This is a genomic window from Micromonospora sicca, assembly GCF_003172935.1.
Classification (GTDB): domain Bacteria; phylum Actinomycetota; class Actinomycetes; order Mycobacteriales; family Micromonosporaceae; genus Micromonospora; species Micromonospora sicca.
Map to the genome: position 1 here is coordinate 24715 of NZ_QGKS01000218.1, position 19873 is coordinate 44587.

At 70.8% G+C, this 19873-nt stretch carries 24 protein-coding genes and 1 pseudogene; 11 read left to right on the plus strand and 14 right to left on the minus strand.

The genetic code is table 11. From position 1 onward, the window contains the following. Positions 1–199: 199 nt before the first annotated feature. From DKT69_RS14790 to DKT69_RS14800, 3 genes are read right to left on the minus strand one after another with little or no spacing between them, the layout of a single operon-like run. Complete coding sequence (locus tag DKT69_RS14790) at positions 200–763, minus strand: dihydrofolate reductase family protein (protein WP_109802138.1); 564 nt, start codon at positions 761–763, stop codon at positions 200–202. After that, the gene (locus tag DKT69_RS14795) at positions 751–1257 is read right to left on the minus strand and encodes an SRPBCC family protein (RefSeq protein WP_109802139.1); all 507 of its coding nucleotides are present in this window, start codon (positions 1255–1257) and stop codon (positions 751–753) included. Before DKT69_RS14795 ends, DKT69_RS14790 begins: the two co-directional genes overlap by 13 nt. Beyond that, a complete protein-coding gene (locus DKT69_RS14800) occupies positions 1254–1628 on the minus strand; it encodes an ArsR/SmtB family transcription factor (protein WP_109802140.1) in 375 nt (124 codons plus the stop codon). The genes DKT69_RS14795 and DKT69_RS14800 overlap by 4 nt, the downstream gene beginning before the upstream one ends. A gap of 537 nt (positions 1629–2165) precedes the next feature. Here DKT69_RS14800 and DKT69_RS38980 point away from each other — a divergent pair. Next, positions 2166–2741, plus strand: coding sequence for a tyrosine-type recombinase/integrase (locus DKT69_RS38980; protein ID WP_201749670.1), 576 nt, complete (start codon positions 2166–2168; stop codon positions 2739–2741). 7 nt (positions 2742–2748) lie between these two features. Here DKT69_RS38980 and DKT69_RS14810 read toward each other — a convergent pair whose 3' ends face one another. Together DKT69_RS14810 and DKT69_RS14815 are read right to left on the minus strand one after the other, a co-directional pair. After that, complete coding sequence (locus DKT69_RS14810; protein ID WP_109802141.1) at positions 2749–3234, minus strand: NUDIX domain-containing protein; 486 nt, start codon at positions 3232–3234, stop codon at positions 2749–2751. 154 nt (positions 3235–3388) lie between these two features. Continuing rightward, positions 3389–3955, minus strand: coding sequence for a sugar O-acetyltransferase (locus DKT69_RS14815; RefSeq protein ID WP_201749671.1), 567 nt, complete (start codon positions 3953–3955; stop codon positions 3389–3391). A gap of 400 nt (positions 3956–4355) precedes the next feature. Between DKT69_RS14815 and DKT69_RS14820 the strand changes: the two genes are divergently transcribed. Then, positions 4356–4961 carry a YdeI/OmpD-associated family protein gene (locus DKT69_RS14820; RefSeq protein WP_109802142.1) on the plus strand — a complete coding sequence of 202 codons (606 nt, stop codon included), beginning with the start codon at positions 4356–4358 and terminating at the stop codon, positions 4959–4961. A 204-nt stretch (positions 4962–5165) separates the two neighbouring features. Here DKT69_RS14820 and DKT69_RS14825 read toward each other — a convergent pair. Together DKT69_RS14825 and DKT69_RS14830 are read right to left on the minus strand one after the other, a co-directional pair. Continuing rightward, a pseudogene (locus DKT69_RS14825) lies at positions 5166–6491 on the minus strand (IS4 family transposase). Between the two features lie 151 nt (positions 6492–6642). After that, on the minus strand, positions 6643–8325 hold the full coding sequence (locus DKT69_RS14830) for an ISAzo13 family transposase (protein WP_375373552.1): 1683 nt from the start codon (positions 8323–8325) through the stop codon (positions 6643–6645). 206 nt (positions 8326–8531) lie between these two features. Between DKT69_RS14830 and DKT69_RS14835 the strand changes: the two genes are divergently transcribed. Next, the gene (locus DKT69_RS14835) at positions 8532–8819 is read left to right on the plus strand and encodes a hypothetical protein (RefSeq protein WP_074310625.1); all 288 of its coding nucleotides are present in this window, start codon (positions 8532–8534) and stop codon (positions 8817–8819) included. A gap of 200 nt (positions 8820–9019) precedes the next feature. On the opposite strand, the gene DKT69_RS14840 is transcribed toward DKT69_RS14835, so the two are convergent. The 4 genes from DKT69_RS14840 to DKT69_RS14855 all read right to left on the minus strand — a co-directional run bounded on the left by DKT69_RS14840 (position 9020) and on the right by DKT69_RS14855 (position 13251). Further along, positions 9020–9424, minus strand: a complete 405-nt coding sequence (locus DKT69_RS14840) for a VOC family protein (RefSeq protein WP_109802143.1) — start codon at positions 9422–9424, stop codon at positions 9020–9022. 208 nt (positions 9425–9632) lie between these two features. Beyond that, positions 9633–11768 (minus strand): xanthine dehydrogenase family protein molybdopterin-binding subunit, encoded by a 2136-nt coding sequence (locus DKT69_RS14845; RefSeq protein WP_109802144.1) that lies wholly within the window; start codon positions 11766–11768, stop codon positions 9633–9635. After that, positions 11765–12757 carry an FAD binding domain-containing protein gene (locus DKT69_RS14850; RefSeq protein WP_109802160.1) on the minus strand — a complete coding sequence of 331 codons (993 nt, stop codon included), beginning with the start codon at positions 12755–12757 and terminating at the stop codon, positions 11765–11767. Before DKT69_RS14850 ends, DKT69_RS14845 begins: the two co-directional genes overlap by 4 nt. Next, on the minus strand, positions 12754–13251 hold the full coding sequence (locus DKT69_RS14855) for a 2Fe-2S iron-sulfur cluster-binding protein (RefSeq protein ID WP_201749673.1): 498 nt from the start codon (positions 13249–13251) through the stop codon (positions 12754–12756). The genes DKT69_RS14850 and DKT69_RS14855 overlap by 4 nt, the downstream gene beginning before the upstream one ends. A gap of 127 nt (positions 13252–13378) precedes the next feature. On the opposite strand from DKT69_RS14855, the gene DKT69_RS14860 reads away from it, so the two are divergent. Both DKT69_RS14860 and DKT69_RS14865 read left to right on the plus strand, forming a co-directional pair. Continuing rightward, on the plus strand, positions 13379–13666 hold the full coding sequence (locus DKT69_RS14860; protein ID WP_109802146.1) for an XdhC family protein: 288 nt from the start codon (positions 13379–13381) through the stop codon (positions 13664–13666). Next, a complete protein-coding gene (locus DKT69_RS14865) occupies positions 13663–14250 on the plus strand; it encodes a nucleotidyltransferase family protein (RefSeq protein ID WP_109802147.1) in 588 nt (195 codons plus the stop codon). Before DKT69_RS14860 ends, DKT69_RS14865 begins: the two co-directional genes overlap by 4 nt. On the opposite strand, the gene DKT69_RS14870 is transcribed toward DKT69_RS14865, so the two are convergent. From DKT69_RS14870 to DKT69_RS41070, 3 genes are all read right to left on the minus strand, one after another. Further along, positions 14238–15374 (minus strand): winged helix DNA-binding domain-containing protein, encoded by a 1137-nt coding sequence (locus tag DKT69_RS14870; protein WP_109802148.1) that lies wholly within the window; start codon positions 15372–15374, stop codon positions 14238–14240. The genes DKT69_RS14865 and DKT69_RS14870 overlap by 13 nt on opposite strands. A 94-nt stretch (positions 15375–15468) precedes the next feature. Beyond that, entirely contained in the window at positions 15469–15852 is a 384-nt protein-coding gene (locus DKT69_RS14875; RefSeq protein WP_109802149.1) for a YsnF/AvaK domain-containing protein, read from the minus strand. Further along, entirely contained in the window at positions 15764–16213 is a 450-nt protein-coding gene (locus tag DKT69_RS41070; protein WP_109802150.1) for a PRC-barrel domain-containing protein, read from the minus strand. Before DKT69_RS41070 ends, DKT69_RS14875 begins: the two co-directional genes overlap by 89 nt. Before the next feature lie 175 nt (positions 16214–16388). Between DKT69_RS41070 and DKT69_RS14885 the strand changes: the two genes are divergently transcribed. From DKT69_RS14885 to DKT69_RS39775, 6 genes are all read left to right on the plus strand, one after another. Then, positions 16389–16781 carry a DUF4190 domain-containing protein gene (locus tag DKT69_RS14885; protein ID WP_109802151.1) on the plus strand — a complete coding sequence of 131 codons (393 nt, stop codon included), beginning with the start codon at positions 16389–16391 and terminating at the stop codon, positions 16779–16781. 45 nt (positions 16782–16826) lie between these two features. After that, positions 16827–17585, plus strand: a complete 759-nt coding sequence (locus tag DKT69_RS14890; protein WP_109802152.1) for a HipA family kinase — start codon at positions 16827–16829, stop codon at positions 17583–17585. Beyond that, positions 17582–17950 carry a DUF3037 domain-containing protein gene (locus tag DKT69_RS14895; RefSeq protein ID WP_109802153.1) on the plus strand — a complete coding sequence of 123 codons (369 nt, stop codon included), beginning with the start codon at positions 17582–17584 and terminating at the stop codon, positions 17948–17950. The genes DKT69_RS14890 and DKT69_RS14895 overlap by 4 nt, the downstream gene beginning before the upstream one ends. Before the next feature lie 268 nt (positions 17951–18218). Further along, positions 18219–18836 (plus strand): NAD(P)H:quinone oxidoreductase, encoded by a 618-nt coding sequence (gene wrbA, locus DKT69_RS14900; protein ID WP_109802154.1) that lies wholly within the window; start codon positions 18219–18221, stop codon positions 18834–18836. A gap of 88 nt (positions 18837–18924) precedes the next feature. Continuing rightward, entirely contained in the window at positions 18925–19533 is a 609-nt protein-coding gene (locus DKT69_RS14905; protein WP_201749672.1) for an IS607 family transposase, read from the plus strand. 149 nt (positions 19534–19682) lie between these two features. Beyond that, positions 19683–19873 (plus strand): hypothetical protein (locus DKT69_RS39775; RefSeq protein WP_236647369.1); only part of this gene is annotated, 191 nt, incomplete at its 3' end.

Sequence of the window (19873 nt, forward strand, 5' to 3'; positions counted from 1 at the left end):
TAGACGAAGGGGGTAGTTCTCGGGGCGTTCCCCGGACTGAGGTTCGCTGTCGCCACCGTCGTCCCGACGCGGCGGTTGACGCCTCCGCACACTGCGACTTGACGCAACCCGAGTTCGTGATGGGCGACCTCATCCGGCCGAATCGGTCGTCAGCGCTCCGCCTGTCATGCAAGCGCCGGCGATCGGACAGGGCTGTCGTTCACTGTCCGAGAGGGCGGTAGCGGAGGTGTACGACGCCGTTTCGGAATCGGCGCTCATCGAGGAGCTCAAGGTCGGCGCGCATGCCGGTCGGCAGCCCTGGCTTGCCCCCGCCGACGACAACGGGCCAGATGAACAGCTGGCACTCGTCGACCAGCCCGGCCTTGAAAGCCTGCGTCGCGAGGTTGGCACCTCCTACGGTGAGATCGCTGCTGGCCGTGGCCTTCAGTTGGCGTATCGCGGCGGGGTCGAATTGGCGTTCGAGTCGGGTGTCGGCGGTTGACACCGCGGCGAGGGTCGTGGAGTAGACGACTTTGTTCGCCGCCTTCCAGGCGCTGGCGAAGTCTGCCATGAGCTCGGACTGGGCGGCCAGACCGGTATTGGTTTCCCAGACCGCCATCGATTCGTACAGGCGCCGTCCGTAGAGGAACGTGCCGACGGATCGCAGGAGGTTGGTGGTGAACGCGAATACCTCGTCGTCGGGTGGGAACCAGTCGAAGGCGCCGCGCTCGTCCTCGATGTAGCCGTCAAGCGACATGTTGGTCACGTAGATCAGCTTGGCCATGCTCCTACCTTTCGATGATCAGCTGCAAGGACCTGGAGATTCGTCAACGTGGCGTCCAGCTTGGTGAACGCCTGGCGCCAACCCTCCTCGCTGGGGTGTGTCAGGTGCTCGGGCAGCCACTGGCGGATCTCCAGTCGCGTCCGCCCGTCGGCTTCGTCGTGGAACTCGACCCGCAACCTCGTCTCGAACGGCTCGATGCCCTCCTGCAGCCGGCCACTGACGTGCATGACGCCTTCGAGCAGTTCGCCGTCAGCGATGTCTAGAAGGTCGACATGGATGTGCACGCGAAGGCCGGGGTCGGCTGCATTGACTTCCGTCCACCGTTGATAGCCGCCGGGGCGTACGTCGAACTCAATCTCGTCGCGTGGCAGGGAGTTGCCGGTCGGGCCCCACCACGCCGCCAGGTGGTCGGGGTCGGTGAAGGCTCGGTAGACGAGCTCTCGCGGCGCGTCGAACACGCGCGAGATGACGAGCTGCGGAGTTTCGGTGTTCATTCGATCTCCTTGGGGTCGTTGGCCATCCGGTCCGTTGCCGGTCCGGCGGCCTGCACCGCGGCGAGGTGGGCATCGAGGCGGGTGAGGGACGAGTCCCAGAACCGCCGGTAGCGCTCGATCCAGTCGGCCGCTTCGCGCAGGGGGGCAGCTTCGAGGTGGCTCGCGCGCCACTTGCCCGACCGCGACCGCGAGATGAGCGCGGCACGCTCGAGCACTTTCAGGTGCCGTGACACCGCTGGCATCGAGATGGAGAGAGGAGCGGTGAGCTCTGTGACCGTGGCGTCGCGTGCGGCCAGCTCGGCGAGGATTGCCCGTCGAGTCGGGTCGGCGAGCGCCGAGAACACCGCGCTGAGCTGATCGGTGCCAGCCATCGGAAGCCCCCTTCACTTAACCACCCTGTTAAGGGTATTGGAACGCGAGTGATGTTGTCAACGGATGAGTCGCCGGGCCGGCTCGGTCCTGCCACCAACGCTGACGTGCTGCCGAACAACCTGCGGCAAGGCGGTGTCCGCTTCTGCCGCTCCGGGTGGGCTGGTGTTCATCGCCGGTGGTGACGCACGGTGATGTATGGCTATCTCTCCTGCTTCGGCTTCCAGTGTCGTACCTGCCGATCAACTCGTTGTGCGCGCCGCAGTGTCGGCCTTCCTGGGCCGCTACCGTGGGCAGACTCGCGTCCATACCGAGTCGGACCTGCGAGTTTTCCTGCGCTGGTGCACCGACCAAGACCTGGGCCCGCTGGCTGCGGCGCGGTTGGACATCGAGCGGTACGTGCGCCGGCTGCAAGACGTCCGCCGGTACCAGCCCTCGACGGTTTCGCGGCGCCTGTCGGTGGTGGTCGGGTTCTATCGGGTCTGCGTCATCGACGCCATCCGGAGCACTCGCCGGCCGACTACGTCCGTCGGCCCACGGTGCCGGCCGAGTCGCCGACCCTCGGGCTGGGGCACCTGCAGTTCGAAGCCCTGATCACCACCGCCCGGAAGTCCCCGAACCTGAACGACTTCGCCCTGGTCGCGCTCTTGGGTCTGCTCGGGCTGCGGATCTTCGAAGCCTGCGGGTCGAACATTGCCGACCTAGGCGAGGAACACGGCCACCGGGTCCTGCGCGTGCGCGGCAAGGGAGGCAAGGTCGTCCTCGTCCCGCTCCCACCCGCGGTCGCCCGAGCCATCGACCGGGCCGTCGATGAGCGCACCAGCGGGCCGATCCTGCGCAACACCCACGGTCGGCGGATGGACCGGCACGCCGCCACCCGCCGGCTCAAGCACCTGGCCCAGGCCGCAGGGATCCGGATGCCGAGGATGCATCCCCACATGCTGCGGCACACGTTCGTGACGACGATGCTTGACGCTGGCCTCAGCCTGCGCGACGTGCAGATCGCCGCTCGCCACGCCGACCCGCGAACCACCATGCGCTACGACCGGGCCCGCAAGAACCTCGACCGGCACCCCAACTACATCCTCGCCGCGTACATGGCCTCCGGGACATAGCCAGCGCTCACGGCTCTGCCGATGAGCAGCGATGGATCTCCGGACCGCTCGGCGATGCGGCTGTCCGTGCTTCGTCGCGACGAGGCGGCCGGTCAGGCTCAGGCAGAGAACGAACCAATGCCGCCAAGACGCCATGCACGAGGGGAAGCCCGCCCAGCTCGCTGATCCCGACCCATGCGATGTCGTCATGCTCGTCAGGTGCACAGTTGGTCGGAGAGCCAACCCAGTCTCCAATTTGCCAGACGCCCACGTGAACGGCGTCCTCACCACTGCCGGCATGCAAGTCGCCCAACCGTGAAGAGGACTCCGCCACAATCTGAACACCGAGCTCCTCGCGCATCTCACGCGCGAGGGCTTGTAGTTCCGACTCACCCGCTTCGACATGCCCCCCGGGCAGATCCCAGAGATCTGGGTATGCCCGGCGGGTCGGGCTGCGGTGTACTAGCAGGACCGCGCCGTTCTCAACGAGTGCGCCTGTGACGACGACATGCATGACGGATTAGAGCACAGGGATAGGACAAGCTCGCTCCAGCCAAAGGGGACGCCCAGACGTCCGGATCTGCCGCGAGCCGCGCGTTACGCAGCGTGACTCGACGCCGGTGGGCCGCCGCTCGACAATGCCGATGTGCACGGGTGAGCCACAGGCTTCAGGAGGTTGCGGTGGACGCCGGCTTCAGACGCTTTCGCTCGACAACGCTTGTTGCCGTCACCACGCTGAGCGGCGGCACGTCCTTCGCAACAACGGCGCCCGCGCCGACGACCGAGCCCCGACCGATTGTCACTCCAGGGGTGACCGTGGCTGCGGCGCCGATCCACACATCATCCTCGATGACGATCGGCGCGTGCGTGATGAAGTCGTACCGTTCGTCGAGCTCGACGGAATGCCCGGCCGTGCTCAGAGTCACTCGGGGACCGATCAGGACGCGGTCACCGATGTTGACGCCCCCGTAGTCGAGGAAGAAGCATCCCTGATTGATGAACACGCGCTCTCCGAACGACGCTCCAAGCCCGTAGTCGCAATAGAACGGGGGCAGGATGGACAGAGAGTCAGGGATCGGTTCACCGAAGGTCTCGGTGAGCACCGTCCTACGCGCGTCGAGGTCGTCAAACGGCAGCACGTTGAGGCGCGAGGTCAGGTTCATGACGAACTGCACGCGCTCCGCGAAGGCTCGTGACTCGGGCGTCCGTGTTCGTAGGCGTTGCTGGTTGCGCACGAGGCCATGCTGGCACGGCGAGTCAGAGACCCGGTGACGACCCACCGGCAGGGAACGCGTCAGTCCGTGATCGTGGGGTCCTCATCGAACGTCCGGATCTGCCGCAGACCGAGTGGTTGAGGTGCGGGGCTGGATCGCCGGGCGTCGCCGGCTCGTACGGCGTCTTGCCGCCACCGTGGATGGCGCTGGCGATTGTCAGAGGCCTGGTCGTGGACGACGCTCGCCGCACGCGGCACGTGCACGAGGAGTCCGACATGCCGGCCCGACGTCGAGATCGTCCTGAGCATCGAGGTCCTGCCCCCGACGGTGCGCCGAGCGTCCGGTGCGCCGGCAGCCCGGCGAGTCGGGCTGGCCGACAGGCAGAGGCTGCGGCCACGGCGCAGCGGTTAGCCTCACCGTCATGGCGAGCGCCGAACTGGATGAGTTGATCGTCGCGGACGACGACGCGTTGCGCGCGTGGTTGTCGGCCAACCACGCCACGTCGCCCGGCGTCTGGCTCGCCCTGACCAAAAAGGGCGGCACAGTCACGACGCTGACCTGGCAGCAGGCGGTCGACGAGGCCCTGTGCTTCGGCTGGATCGACGGGCAGGCCCGTAAACGGGATCAGGAGACCTCCTGGATCCGGTTCACTCCGCGCAGGCCCCGTAGTTCCTGGTCACAACGCAACGTCGCCCACGTGGCCCGGCTGGAGGCGCAGGGGCGAATGCTGCCCCCAGGCCGCGCCGCGGTAGAAGCCGCAAAGGCAGACGGGCGGTGGGCGGCCGCCTACGCCCCGCCGTCGGAAGCCGAGGTGCCGGCCGACCTCCTCGCCGCCATCGCCGCCGACGCCACCGCCCAGGCCATGTTCGACGTACTCACCAGAACCAACCGGTTCGCTCTCATCCACCGCGTCAATGCCGTTAAACGGGCGCAGACCCGCGAGCGGAAGATCGGCGAGTTCGTTGCCATGCTGGCCCGTCACGAGACGATCTACCCGCAGAAGGCCAAGCCTCCGAACTCACCGTAATCGGCATCTTCATCATCAGGTGCATTGATCTGCCGCCGATCGTGCGCGCCGACAACCTGCGAGGCGTCTGGGCCTGGTGCGGGGCAAGTGCGGACGCGGTGGCGAGACGTCGGCCGAGCCGGCGGGCTGCCGGCCGCCGAAACTGCAGGTTCGGCGACCGGGGTCTAGCTCCAACGCCGTTCAGTTTGGCGGGTTGATCGGCTGTCAAGGTCCGGTGTCGAGGATGTTGATGTCGATGGTGGCTTTGTAGGTGGTGCGGTCGATGTCCGGGCCGCGGGCGTTGTACTTGGAGATGGCGCGTTTGACGATGCGGGGTTTGGTCCGGACGCGTCGGTCGGGCATGAGCGTGGCCAGGACCCGCCGGCCGATCGCGCCGACGAGGTCGATGACCGTGTCGGCGATGACGCTGGCGGCTTGGATGACCTGATCACGGGCGGTGTGCAGGGCAATGGTGAAGCTGGCCCGGTCGGGGTCCAGGCCGGGGATGGTGTCGGTGGCGTCGGTCATCGCGGTGCGGAGCACCTGGTAGGTGACCAGTAGGGCGTAGATCTCCTGGTCGATTCCGGCCGGGGTGCGGGCGCGTAGCACCCGCCCGCCCAGGATGGTGGACTTCAGTTCCAGGTAGACGGTCTCGATCTCCCACCGCTGGTGGTAGAGGGTGATCAGCTCGCCGGCCGGGTAGCGGTGCGGGTCGAGCAGGGTGGTGACCAGACGGTAGGTGCCGGTGCGCCGGCCAGCGCTGGTGACGATGCCGATCTCGGCCTCGATGACGCGGACGGCGAGACTACCGAGTTGGGACAGGTAGGAGCCGTCCCGGTGGCGGGATCTGACCGGTAGCCGTCGGCCGCTCTTGCATCGCACCAGCAGGTCCGCGCCGGTGGCGGCGAGGTGGGTCAGCAGGTCCGCGGCGGCGAAGTTACGGTCGGCCAGCAGCAGCATCCCCGGCCGGAGACTGCCGGCCAACCGTGCCGCGTACCCGGGTTCGCCGATACTGGCCGGGCCGAAGACCGCGTCGATGACGCTGCGGGTCCCGCAGGCCACCAGGGCCAGGACCCGGACCGTGGGGTAACCGCCCGCGCCGTGGTTGCAGCGCTGTTTAACCACAGCGGTCAGGTTCGCGGCGCTGTCGGCCACGCTCATCAACGTGCCGTCCACAGCGCAGACCAACAGCCCACGCCAGGACACCGCCCCTGCCGCCGTCGTCGCGGCCGGGCCACGCAGCAGGTCGAACAACGCCCGCAGGGGTGCCACCCCGAGCCGTTGCCGGGCCTGACGCAGCGCGCTGGCCGTCGGCGCGGCCACGGCCAGGCCATGCAGACCGGCGGTCAGCCGATGCTAGACCTGCCCGTAGCCCAACTCAGCGAACAGGCAGCCGGCCAGCAACAGGTAGACCACCACCCGTGAGGGCAGCAACCGAACCCGCGACTGCACCGCACCGGTGCGCTCCAGGGCATCATCGACCATCTCGAACGGCACCAGCTGGGTCAACTCGCCCAGATGGCCCGGCGCGAACCGGCCCGCCGCCACCATCGTCGTACGCGTTATGGCAATCTGTCCGGACAGCGGAGCTCCTGGTTTCGGGGTGTCTTGGAGTGACAACCCTCTCTACCGGAGCTCCGCTGCTTCACATCCCCCGACACGCCTTGACACGCCACCAACCCGCCTAAGGGCTTGCAGATCATCAACGCGCCATTTTGGTCCCTTGCGGAGTGGTGATGCCTTGTGCGGTCGCGAGGGCGTAGAGGTCGTTGAGTGTGGCCAGCTGGTGCGGGCTGGGCTGGATGGTGTGTCCTGCCTGCTGCAGGAGTTGGCGGATCTCGCGCAGATGCCGGTTGATGGTCTCGGGTCGGACTCGGAACAGGGCGGCGATGGTGACCTGGGGCAGCGCGAGTCGGTGGTGGAGGCTCGCGGCCAGGAGCCGGTCGGCGAGGGTGAGGACGGGGCGCCGGCCTGTGCCGGGGGCGGTCAGGCGTGGGCGGTGGCCGCGTCGTTTGTCCAGGCTGGCTTCTCGCTGCTGGTCATGCAGCGTCATCAGCGTGGTGATCAGGGCGCTCCATTCAGGCGCCGGCAGTCCGGTAAGGGTCGGGTGGCGTAGCCAGGCCAGGTCGGGACTGGGCTGGTCAAACGGATCGGCAGCGGTGTTGACCTGCTCGTATGTTTCGGGGCGCAGGGTGTAGTTCCAGTCTGGGTGCCAGTCGTGGCGGGTCACGGGCAGCGCCTCGTGCTGCCGGTCGCTGATGCGGATGCCGGTGTCGTAGGTGCTGGTGTCGAGTTCGGCGTGCACGCGCAGCCCGGTGCGGGTCGTGGTGGCGGCGATGGATTGCACGATGACCTCGTGGCTGGTCAGCGGCCGGCCTCGCCAGTTCATGGTGATGTGGGAGAACAACCGGTGCTCGACTTTGTTCCACTTCGAGGTGCCGGGCGGAAAGTGACACACGGTGATTTCCAACCCGGTCTGGACGGCGAGGGCTGCCAGTTCGGCTTTCCAAGCGCGGGTGCGGTAGCCGTTGGAGCCACCCGCATCCGCGGTGATCAGCAGCCGTCGGGCCTGCGGGTAGTCGATGTGGCCGACCGCGTTCCACCAGCGGCGGATCGACTCGACGGCGAACGCGGCGGTGTCGTGGTCGGTGCCGACGTTGACCCAGCCGGTGTTGGCGGCCAGGTCGTAGATGCCGTACGGCACCGCCTTGCCCCGGCTGTCACCGGGAAAGTCGTGCGTGAGGGTGGCCACAGGCTCGCCTTGGGGTCGCCACTGCCGGCCGGCGTTGCTGAACTGGCCGACCAGTTCCTTCTTCTTGGTATCCACGCTGATCACCGGCTCCATGGCGGCCTGGTGGTCTTTGACCTGCTCGTTGATATAGCGGAACTGCGCGTCGCGGTCTGGGTGCTGCTTGCCCTCGACAGTCTTGGCGTTGGCCTGCAGGCTGAACCCCTCCTCGCGCAGCAGGTCAGCGACGGTGTCGGCGCTCACCCGGTGACCTTGGCCGGTCAACTCCGCTGCGAGCTTGCGGGTCGACTTCGTCGTCCACCGCAGCGGCGACATCGGATCCCCCCGCTCGTCCGGCTCGACAAGGGCCAACAGCGCCGGGCGCAGCACGGGATCCACCTCAACAGCCCGTTTACGCCCCCCACCGGGCCTGCGGACCCGACCCAGCGGCTGCGCACCCGTGTCCAACTCATCGACGCCCAGCGACACCGTCGCCTCACGAACGCCAGCGGCCCGCGCCACCGCACGGATCCCGCCGTGTCCCAGCACCCGCGCCTCGGCACCCATCAACAGCCGACGCTGCCGCTCGTCCAGATGCGGGAAGATCGCCTCGAACTTCGCCGCGAGCATCTGCCCAGTTTCCACCATGACGGCCATACCACAGCAACGAGCGAGACTCCGCGAAGCTACGGGTTATTTTTCTGCAAGCCCTAACCGAACGGCGTTGGGTCTAGCTCGGGCCGCGGCAACGAACGGTCAACCCAAGGGGTGAGAGCAGATCAAGGTCGCTCCCCGTGGCCGTTCGCGTTACGGCGCAGTTGTCGTGGCGCGAACGAGCGCAGTCCGGGATAGCCTTGGCGTATATGGCTACCTATCGCAGCGCCTCAGTGCTTCTCTCCTCCGACGGCACCAGGACCCCCGGCACCGCCGCGCTCTTCGCCGAGCCCGCCCGCAAGGGTGGGACTCCGCCGTGGGCAGGCGACTTCCGACCGGCCAACAGCGCCGGCAATGGCCCCAAGAACGCGGTCGGGAAGACCTTTACGTTGGAGCTGCCCGACGGCAGCACCGGCAAGGTCGTGGTCCAGAGCCTCAAGAGCGGGAAGGGAGGCGTCGTGCTGGCGTTGATGGGCGAGGACGCACCCCCCTTCTGATCAGGAAACTGATCGCCGCCGACGCCACCGGCTGGAGACGGCCGGTATGCGACCCTGTCGATGTCAATGCGTTCGGATAGCTCCGGGCGCATTGCCTCACCCGTGGCTGGGCGTCGACGAAGGTCAGGTGTACTGATCTGCCGCCGACCGCGCTCGGCGACGGCAGTACACATCTCCCTGATTCGTATTGGCCAGTCTGGTCAGCCAAAGTCGGCCGCTGTCATGCCAGCCGGGTGGTTGGGCGGCCACTGCACGAGCTCGATCCGATAGCCGTCGGGATCGGTGAGCCACGACGTCCGCATTCCCGGTCCCAACTCCGTCGGTGGCTCCGCCGTGACACCCTTCATGGCAAGATCGGCGACCGTGGCGTTGAGGTCGTCAACCTGTATGACGAGGTGGTTGACTGCGCCGATGTCCCGGACCGGGCGCGCGGGGTCGTGCACGAGTTCGAGGCTGACGAACGGGTCGTCGGGAAGCTGCAGCATGGTCAGGCTGCCGAATCCTGTCTCTTGGACACTGCCGATCCTGGCGAACCCAACCGCGGTGTAGAAGACGAGCGAGCGGTTCAGGTCGGTCACCCGCAGCCCGAGGTGCAACATGCGCATGCCCGGCAGATTAGCGCCATCCGGAGGGGGCCTTTGCCTCCGCCGGGCGGCTGGGCAGGCAGATGCAAAGCAAACTCACCCAGCGATGATCAGGTGCACGCTCATGCCGCGATCCGCGCGGCTGCGCCGCTTGGCCGAGGTTGCAGAGGAATGTGGTTAGGTGCGGCCGGTGAGATTCGACTTCGAAGACTGGATGCGCCGGACGTTTTCACGGTGGAACGCCGTCACGATTGCTGCCACCATCCTCGGCTTGCTCCTCCAGCAGCTTGTCGAGCCGGACCGGCAGGTCGCGGACACGTACCCCGGTCGCGTGGTGCACGGCGCTCGTGATCGCGGCGGCCGCGCCCACGATGCCGATCTCGCCCAGCCCCTTCACCCCGGCCGGGTTGAGGTCGGGGTCCTCCTCCGGCAGCCAGTACGCCTCGATCCGCTCCACGTCCGCGCAGCCGCTGATGTGGTACATGGCGAAGTCGTGGTTGACCCAGTCGCCGTACCGCTCGTCAAGCACGCCCTCCTCGTGCAGCGCCATCGACATCCCCATCGTCATGCCGCCGATCAGCTGGCTGCGGGCGGTGGTCGGGTTCACCACCCGACCGGCGGCGAAGACGCCGAGCAGGCGGGGCACCCGGACCTCGCCGGTGTCCGCGTCCACCCGCACCTCGCAAAAGTGGGCGCCGTAGGCGTACCGGGGCAGGGGGCGTTGAGCGCGGACCTCGTCGGCCGTGCTCACCTCGACCGTCACCCCGTCGGCCGGCACCGCCCCGCCCGGGGCCTGCCGGAGCCGGTCGCGCAGCCCCTCGCAGGCGCGGATCACCGCCCAGCTCCACGAGGCGGTGCCCATCGAGCCGCCGGCCACGCCCGCGGCCGGCAGGTCGCTGTCGCCCACCCGGATCGCCACCCGGTCCACGGGTACGCCCAGCGCGTCGGCGGCCACCTGCCACAGCGCGGTCCGCGCGCCGGTGCCGATGTCGGTCGCGTTGATCCGTACCTCGAAGGTGCCGTCCGGTGCGGCGGTGGCCGCCGCCGCGGCGGCCCGGGCGCGGGCCGGGTAGCTGGCGCCCGCGACGCCGGTGCCGACCAGCCAGCGCCCGTCGCGCCGGACCCCCGGCGTCGGGTCGCGGTCGGCCCAGCCAAACCGGCGTGCCCCGTCACGCAGGCAGGCCACCAGGTTCCGGCTGGTGAACGGCTGCTTTTGCTCGGGATCGACGGTCGGGTCGTTGCGGATCCGCAGCTCGACCGGGTCGAGGCCGCACGCCGTCGCCAGCTCGTCCATTGCGGACTCCAGGGCGTACGCGCCCGGGCACTCGCCCGGCGCTCGCATCCAGAACGGGGTCGGCACGTCCAGCCGGACCACCCGGTGGGTGGTGCGTCGGTGGCGGCCGGCGTACATGCTGCGGGTGTAGACGGCGGCCTGCTCGGTGAACTCGGTCAGCGTCGAGGTCTGGCTGATGGCGTCGTGGCAGACCGCGGCGATCCGGCCGTCGGCGTCGGCGCCGAGCCGGACCCGCTGGATGGTGGGGGTGCGGTACCCGATCGGGCCGAAGAGCTGTTGCCGGGTCAGGGCCAGCCGGACGGGCCGGTCCACCTGCCGGGCGGCCAGCGCGGCGAGCACCACGGCCGCCTTGGCGTACCCCTTGCTGCCGAATCCGCCGCCGACGTGCTCGGCGACCACCCGGACCGCCTCCCGGGGCAGCGCGAACAGCTCGGCGAGGGTGGCCTGCACCGGCGAGGAACCCTGGTTGGAGTCGTGCACCAGCAGCCGCCCGTCCTGCCACCGTGCGGTGGTGGCGTGCGGCTCCATTGGGTTGTTGTGGTAGGCCGGGGTCCGGTAGGTGGCGTCGATCCGGACCTCGGCGGCGGCGAAGCCGGCGTCGAAGTCGCCGTCCTCCGTGTCGGCCGGATAGCTCGGGTTGACCTTGTCCGGCCGGTACAGTCCGGGGTGGTGTTCGGAGAGCACGGTGCTGTGCGGCTCGGTGTCGTAGTCGATCCGGACCAGCCGGGCCGCCTCCCGGGCCGTCTCGATGCTCTCCGCCACCACGACGGCGACGAACTGTCCCCGGTAGTGCACGGTCGGCTCCTGGAGCAGGAACAGGTCCGCGTCCACCCCGGGCGTCAGGCGGGGCGCGTTGCCGTGGTGCAGCACGTCGAGCACCCCGGGCAGGGCCAGCGCCGGGGCCGCGTCGACCCGGACGATCCGGCCGCGGGTCGCGGCCGCCGGCACCGCCCAGCCGTACGTGACGTCCTCGACCGGGTACTCGACCGCGTACCGGGCCGCCCCGGTGACCTTGTCCTGGCCCTCCAGCCGCGGATGTTCCCGGCCCACCGCGCCGACCGGCGCGCTCACGGCCGCACCGATCCGGCCAGTCCGGTCAGCGCGCGGACGGTGAGGTTGCGGATCAGTGGCACCTTGAACCCGTTGTGCCGCAACGGCCGGGCCGCGGCGAGCTCGGCGTCCGCCGCCTGGGCGGCGAGCTCGGCGGTGATCGGCCGGCCGCGCAGCAGCTCCTCCGCCCGGTACGCCCGCCACGGCCGGTGCGCGACCGCGCCGTAGGCCAGCCGGACGTCGCGGACCACGTCCCCGTCCAGGTCCAGCGCCGCCGCGACCGAGCCGACGGCGAACGCGAACGCGGCCCGGTCGCGCACCTTGAGGTAGGTGGACCGCCGGGCGAACGGCAGCGGCGGGACCCGTACCGCGGTGATCAGCGCGCCGCGGGGGAGTGTGGTCTCCCGTTCGGGGTGGTGGCCGGGTGTCCGGTGCAGCTCGGTGAGCCGCACGTCGCGGGGGCCGTCCGGCTCGCGTACCTCCGCCACGGCGTCCAGCGCGACCAGGGCGACCGCCAGGTCCGACGGGTGGGTCGCCACGCAGCGCTCGGACCAGCCGAGGATGGCCAGCTCGCGGTTCTGCCCGTGCAGCGCCGCGCAGCCGGTGCCGGGCTCCCGCTTGTTGCACGCCTTCGCGGTGTCCTGGAAGTAGGCGCAGCGGGTGCGTTGCAGCAGGTTGCCGCCGGTGGTCGCCATGTTGCGCACCTGCCCGGAGGCGGCGTCGAGCAGGGCCCGGGCGAGCAGCGGGTAGTCCCGCCGGACCAGCGGGCGCGCCGCGAGGTCGCTGTTGCGCACGGTGGCCCCGATCCGCAACCCGCCGTCGGGCCCGGGCTCCACCGTGTCCAGCGGCAGCCCGGTGACGTCCACCAGCAGGCCCGGCCGTTGCACGCCGAGCTTCATCAGGTCCACCAGGTTGGTCCCGCCGCCCAGGTACGCCGCCTCCGGGTCCGCGTCCAGCAGTGCGACCGCCTCCGTGACGTCCGCCGGCCGGTGGTAGCGGAACGCTCTCACCGGGCCGCCGCCGCCGCGCGGATCGCGGTCACGATGTTCGGGTACGCGGCGCAGCGGCACAGGTTGCCGCTCATCCGTTCCCGCACCTCCGCGTCGGTCAGCTCCACCGGCCCGTCGAGGTCCCCGGTCACCGCGCTGGGCCAGTCCCGGGTCACCTCGTCGAGCATGCCCCGGGCGGAGCAGAGCTGGCCGGGGGTGCAGTAGCCGCACTGGAAGGCGTCGTGCGCGACGAAGGCGGCCTGGAGCGGGGAGAGCCCGTCCGGTCCGGCGAGTCCCTCCACGGTGGTCACCTCCCGGCCGTCCAGGGTGACGGCCAGGATCAGGCAGCTCTTCACCCGCCGGCCGTCGAGCAGCACCGTGCACGAGCCGCACTGGCCGTGGTCGCAGCCCTTCTTGCTGCCGGTCAGGCCGAGCCGTTCCCGCAACGCGTCCAGCAGGGTGGTCCGGTTGTCCAGGGTCAGGTCGTGGCCGCCGCCGTTGACGGTGAGGCCGATCCGGCTCGACCACTGGTCGTCCGCCGGATTCCCGCTCTCCCGCCCGCCCCGCACCGGGCCAGACTACCGTCGTTCCTACCGTTAACGGACAAAACCGGGCGAACGCCCGACGGGTGGGGATCGGCGCATGGACGACGTACTGGCCGCGGCGCGGGACTGGCGCCGGCGGGGCGTCCCGTTCGGCCTGGCCCCCGTGGCGTCCAGCACCGCGGGCGGTCTGACCGCACCGGGTGACCTGCTGGCCGTGGACCCGTCCGGCGACGTGCGCGGTGGCATCCCCGCCGGCTGCGTCGAGTCGGCGGTGCTCGACGCGGCCCGGCGGAACGGCGGCACCGGTCGGGCGCGGCACGGACTGCACGGCCCGATCCACCGCGCCCCGGACCGGGCCCGCCGGCCCGCCGGGTCGCTGCGGTGACCGTCGCCGGGCTGCTGCTCGCCGCCGGGGCGGGGCGCCGGTTCGGCCGGCCCAAGGCGCTGGTCGAGCTGGACGGCGAGCCGCTCGTTCGGCGCGCGGTCCGGCTGCTCCGGGCCGGCGGCTGCGCGCCGGTCCACGTCGTCGTCGGCGCGGGCGCGGACGCGCTGCCCGAACTGCCCGGGGCCGTGCTCGTCGTCAACCGGCACTGGCGGGACGGGCTGGGCGGCTCGCTGCGCCACGGCCTGGCGTCGCTGCCCGGGCAGGTCCGCGCCGCCGTGGTGGTGCTCGTCGACCAGCCGTCGCTCACCCCGGCGGCGGTACGCCGGGTGTGCGCGGCCCACGCCGCCGGCGCGCCCGTCGCGGCCGCCGGCTACGCCGGCCGGGTCGGGCACCCGGTGCTGCTCGACCGCGCCGTGTGGCCGCTGCTCGACCGGTACGCGACCGGGGACCGGGGCGCCCGCGACCTCCTGCGGGCCCGTCCCGACCTGGTGACCGTGGTGCCCTGCGACGGCCTGGGCTCGCCCCGGGACGTTGACACCCCGGCCGACCTGGCCCGGCACGTCTCAGCAGGTCACCAGGAGTGACGAAGGGGCAGGCCGAGGAAGTGGGCGTACCCGTCCAGCGCCGCCTCGACCCGGGTCCGCAGCCCCGGGTCGAACGGGGCCAGCGGGTGCACGGTGACCGTGGCCCGGCTCTTGGTGAGGGTGCGCTTCCAGGTGCCCACCACCCGCCCGGCGCGGACGACCGTGGCCTGGAAGATCCCGTTGCCGCCGGGGATGACCGCCTGCTTGTGCGCCGGATCGAGCATCAGGCTCCGGTCCTTGAACCCGAGCAGGTATTCGTCGAACCCAGGGAGCACGTGCAGGTCGTCGACCTGCTCCCGGGGCGCGTCGAGCAGCGCCGCGTCGACGACCGCCTCGGTGTCGTCGACCCGGACGGTGGCCAAGGCGTCGCCGGCCACCGCGATGCCGCGTTTCGCGTCGGCGGCGGTCAGCCCGGTCCAGCCGGCGAAGTCCTGCCGGGTGGTGGGGCCGTGGCTGCGGAAGTAGCGCAACGCCAGGATGCCCAGCGCCTCCTCGCGCTCCGGCCGGCGCGGGTCGGGCGCCCACTCGTCCAGCAGGGCGAACGTCTGCTCCGAGCCGACGTGCGGGGCGATGCAGGTGACGCCGCGCTGGCTCGCGTACCAGAGCAGGTGGTAGCCGCGCTGCCCGGCGGTGTCGATCCCGGCCGCCGCGAGGGTGGCGAGGCACTCGGCGCGGGTGAGCCGGCCGCCGCCGGCCAGCGCGGCGCCCAGCACGTCTGCCGCCCGGTCGGCCTCGGCCTCGGTGAGCCCCAGGGTGGCCCGCCGCGCCGCCGCGCCGGCCAATGTGCGGACGCCGGTCACCGCCAGCATCCACCGGGCGTCCCGCGCCGGTACGAGGTGGACCGTCCCGCGCATCGGCCACGTCCGCAGCGCCTCCCGGCGCTCCAGCGCCGCCCGCACGTCGGCGACCGTGCGCCACGGCAGGCGTACGCCCAGCGACCACAGGCCGCTCGCCACGTCCTGGGCCTGCATGGCGCCGAACCACTCGACCACCCCGGCCACGTCGTCCGGCCGGGCGGTCGGGTGCGGGCGCAGCAGCAGGCTGGTCATCCGCAGGGCCAGCGCCTCCGCGCCGGTGAGCCGCACGTCCACGAGCCGCCTTCCGTCGGTGATGGCGGCCAGCATAGGCGGCCGGTCCGACGTTTCCGGGGTGGACGTGACCGGGCGAGTGGGCTGGTCGCCCACCCGCCCGGGGTACCCGCGTCAGCCCGCAGAACCGTCAGCGGTTCCGGCGCGCCCGCTCGGGCACGTCCGCGTCGACCAGCTCGCGGCGGACCTGCGCGTTGACCGGCTCCTCCTCGACCACCTCGTCCTTGTCGAGCCGCACCCGCTCGACCGGGACCTGGTCCTTGGCGGCCACCGGATGCTCGGCGCGCAGCTCCATCTCCCGCTGCTCGTCGCCGATGTCCGGCCGGACGTCGCCCCGGTTCGCCGCGGTGATCGGCTCCCGGACCACGCTCACCTCGTCGTGCTCCACCGGGACCGCGGTCTGCACGTTCTCGGTCACCACGTGCTTACGGAGCCGGGCCGTGCCGGCGGGCTCGCTCTCGGTGCCGACCCGCAGCCGCTCCTCCGAGCGGACCACCTCGGGTGCGCCCGGCATCCGCTACGGCGGCTGCTCCGGTTGCCGGGCCGCGCCCTGCTGCTGCAGCTGGTAGTGCTGATACAGCTGGGTGAGCTGGGTCCGTGCCGAGCGGCTGGTCGGTGCCCGTCTCGACGCTGGGCGCGCTGCGGACGGTCGCCTTGTCGTACGCCACCTGGAGGCGGCCGAACTCCTGCATCCGGGCCGCCTGAAGCGGGGCCATGGACTCGTGGTGGCCCATCACCCCGGTCTTCACGCTGACCCAGGTGGGCTCGCCGGCGGCGTCGGCCCAGACCTGGCCCACACTGCCGATCTTCGCACCCGAACGGTCCTGGACGTCCTGTCCGTACAGCGAACGGATCTGCTGCTCGGTCAGTCGCATGGTTCGTCCTTCCTCTCGTGGGTCACGACCTGAGTCCCCGCCGGGATTCGCGGCATTCGCCAGAGCCGGGACGAACAGGAGCAGAAGTGCCGGAAGTGACCTGGGCTGCACGCATAAGCGTCGCTGTAGCGGGGATGCGCCAGCCGCGACCGACGCGAGGAATGCGAGGTGTGGGATGACAGCGTCCAGCGAACCGGCCGGCGGCGCCGGCAGGGGCGCAGCCCGTCCGGCCGCCCCTGCGACCCAGGCCAAGACCAGTGCCGCCGCCACCTTCGCGCTGGTCTTCGGAGTGGCCGGCCTGCTCAGCGTCCTCACCGCGATCCTGGCGTCGGTAGGGCTGCTGCTCGGCATCATCGGCGTCATCCTCGGCATCGTCGGGCTGAAGATGAGCCGGCGTCCCGGGGTGACCGGACGCGGCGTGGCCATCGGTGGCCTGGTCCTCAGCGCCCTGGCGGTGCTGCTCGGGCTGGCGCTCGCCGCCGGCATCAGCACCTTCCTCAACAACGAGCAGGCGGTGGACCGGCTGGAGAAGCGGGTCACCGATCTGCGCGACAAGCTCAACGACTGACCGACGGCCGGTCCCCGCATCACGGTGGCCGGTTAGGGTTGGCGCGTGCTCCGTCAGGTCACCGGCATCCGGTACGTCACCCCGCTGCGCGAGGGCGGCTCGCTGCCCGGCGTGGTGGAAGCCGACGACCTCGGCACCTACGTGGCGAAGTTCCGCGGCGCCGGGCAGGGGCCGAAGGCGCTGGTGGCGGAGGTGATCTGCGGCGAACTGGCCCGCCGGCTCGGGATGGCCGTGCCGCCGCTGGTGGTGCTCACCATCGACCCGGTCATCGGCCGGGCCGAGCCCGACCAGGAGGTGCAGGAGCTGCTGCGCAACAGCGGCGGCGCGAACCTGGGGATGGACTTCCTGCCCGGCGCGCTCGGCTACGACCCGGTCGCCCACCCGGTCGACGCGGCGCTGGCCTCCCGGGTGCTCTGGTTCGACGCGTTCACCGAGAACGTCGACCGGAGCTGGCGCAACCCCAACCTGCTGATCTGGCACCGGCAGCTGTGGCTGATCGACCACGGCGCCACCCTGTACTTCCATCACAATTGGCCGCGCGCCGAGGCCGCCGTGCACCGGGCCTACCGGGCCGACGACCACGTGCTCGCCCCGTACGCCACCCGGCTGGCCGAGGCGGACGCCGAGCTCGCCCCGCGGATCGACCGGGAGCTGCTCACCGAGGTCCTCGCGCTGGTGCCGGCGGAGTGGCTGACCGGCCCGGACTTCGACACCCCCGACGCCGCCCGGGCGGCGTACGTGGACCACCTGGCCCGGCGGGTGGCGCGGACCGACGCCTGGCTGCCCGCGGGGAGCGTGGCATGAGAGAGCCGTTCGAGTACGCGGTGATCCGGCTGGTGCCCCGGGTGGAGCGCGGCGAGCAGATCAACGTGGGCGTGCTCCTCTACTGCCAGGCCCGCGGTTTCCTCGGTGCGCGTACCCATCTGGACGCCGACCGGGCGCGCGCCCTGGCCCCCGATGTGGACCTGGAGGCGGTGGCGGCGGCGCTGGGCTCCTGGGACCGGACCTGCGGCGGCGACGGGCCGGCGCGGACGATGAAGCCGGGGGAGCGGTTCCGCTGGCTGGCCGCCCCGCGGAGCACGATGATCCAGGCCGGTCCGGTGCACACCGGGCTGACCGCCGATCCGGCGGCGGAGCTCGACCGGCTGATGGCCGTCCTGGTCCGCTGAACCCTGATCGCGCTACGCCAGCCTGGTCGCCGGCGGAGCGCGATCCCCCGTTCAGGTTCGCCGGTGTGGGGCGGTGGCGGGGTTCCGCCGACACCGGTGCGACCAGGATCCCCGGCCGGCGGAGCCACGGCACCGTTGCGGATCGGAACTTGCGGAAATCTTGAGCAGGCGCAACCTATCGACCTCGATGACTGTGTGCGGTGACCGTTTGACGCCGCAAACAACGGGTAGTCGCCGGAGCTGATCCGATTTGAGGAGGGAACGTCTGATGGATGGTCGGACCAAGGTCGCGGTGATCTACTACAGCGCGACCGGCATCACCTACCAGATGGCGCAGTCAGCGGTCGAAGCCGCCGGCGAGGCCGGGGCCGAGGTGCGCCTGCGCAAGGTACGTGAGCTGGCGCCCGACGAGGCGGTCCGCTCCAACTCCGGCTGGCAGGCGCACCACCTGGAGACCCAGGACGTGATGGAGGCGCAGCTCGACGACCTCTCCTGGGCCGACGCGGTGATCTTCGGCTCGCCCACCCGGTACGGCATGGTCGCCGCCCAGCTCAAGCAGTTCATCGACACCACCGGCCCGCTCTGGGCCCAGGGCTCGCTGGCCAACAAGGTGTACTCGGCGTTCTGCTCGACGGCCACCTCGCACGGCGGCCAGGAGTCCACCCTGCTGGCCCTGTTCAACGTCTTCTACCACTGGGGCGGCATCGTGGTGGCCCCCGGCTACACCGACCCCAGCCAGTTCGTCGCGGGCAACCCGTACGGCGCCTCGCACACCAGCAACAACGGCGAGACCGCGCCCGACGACATCGCGCTCAAGGCGACCGCGCTGACCGTCCGACGCGCGGTGCAGATCAGCACGGCGCTGAAGAAGGGCCTGGCCGGCTGACCCCGGCGGGCGGCGACCGGTGGTCGGACGGAGGGTGTGCAACTGTTGGCTGATTGACTAAGCGAAGCTATGTGGTACGTTCTTGATCATGTCGTTGCTGCGTCTGGGTCCGGCCGCTGAGTACATCGGTGTGCATCCTGTGACGCTGCGCCGGTGGGCGGATGAGGGACGGGTGGCGGTGACGTGGGTTGGTCGGGAGCGTCGGTTCGACTCTGCGTTGCTCGATGCGTTCGTTGGACGGGGTGAGGCGGAACGGCCGCGCCGTGAGGCGTTGTATGTGCGGGTGTCGGGTACGTCTGGCCAGGAGACGTCGCTGGTGGCCCAAGAGGCGGAACTGCGGGCTACTGCTGCCGCCGAGGTGGTGGCGGTGTTCAAGGACAAGGCGTCTGGGCTGCGGGAGAACCGGCCGGGACTTGCCCGGCTGTTGAAGGGTGCGGCGGCGGGCGAGTTCACTGTGGTGAGAGTGACCCACCGCGACCGGTTGGCCCGGTTCGGCACGGCGTGGTTGACCGCTCTGCTCGCCCGTGACGGGGTGACTGTCGAGGTGCTGCATTCGAAGGGTTCGGCCGGTGGGGTCGAGGAACTGGTGGACGACTTCATGTCTCTGGTCGCCATGTTCGCCGGTCGGATGTACGGCCTGCGGTCGCGTGAGGCCAAGCGGCGACTGCTGGCGGCCGCGGGTAAAGGCGTGGGGTAGTGGCTGGCTCCGTGTTGACGTCGACCGCGACCTGCACCGCATACCGGGCGGTGTGCGGCGGTAAGCCCGACGCGCCGGGGGTGCAGGCGCCCGTGTCGGGGCGGGTGCTCGCCGAACGGGTCGGGTGGCTGGCGGACCTGGTTCGGGGCATGGCCGACGAGGTGATCGGCGCGCGTTGGTCGGATGCTGACCTTGCGGAGCTTGCCGGTGGGGTCGGCCCTGATGGGCGGCGGCTGCCGGGCAACGGGTGGATGGCGTTGCGCCGGCTCGGCTGGGGTGCGGTGCCGCCGGCGGGTGTGGTGGTGTCGGACCGGGTTCGTCGGATCGCCGAGGAAGAAGC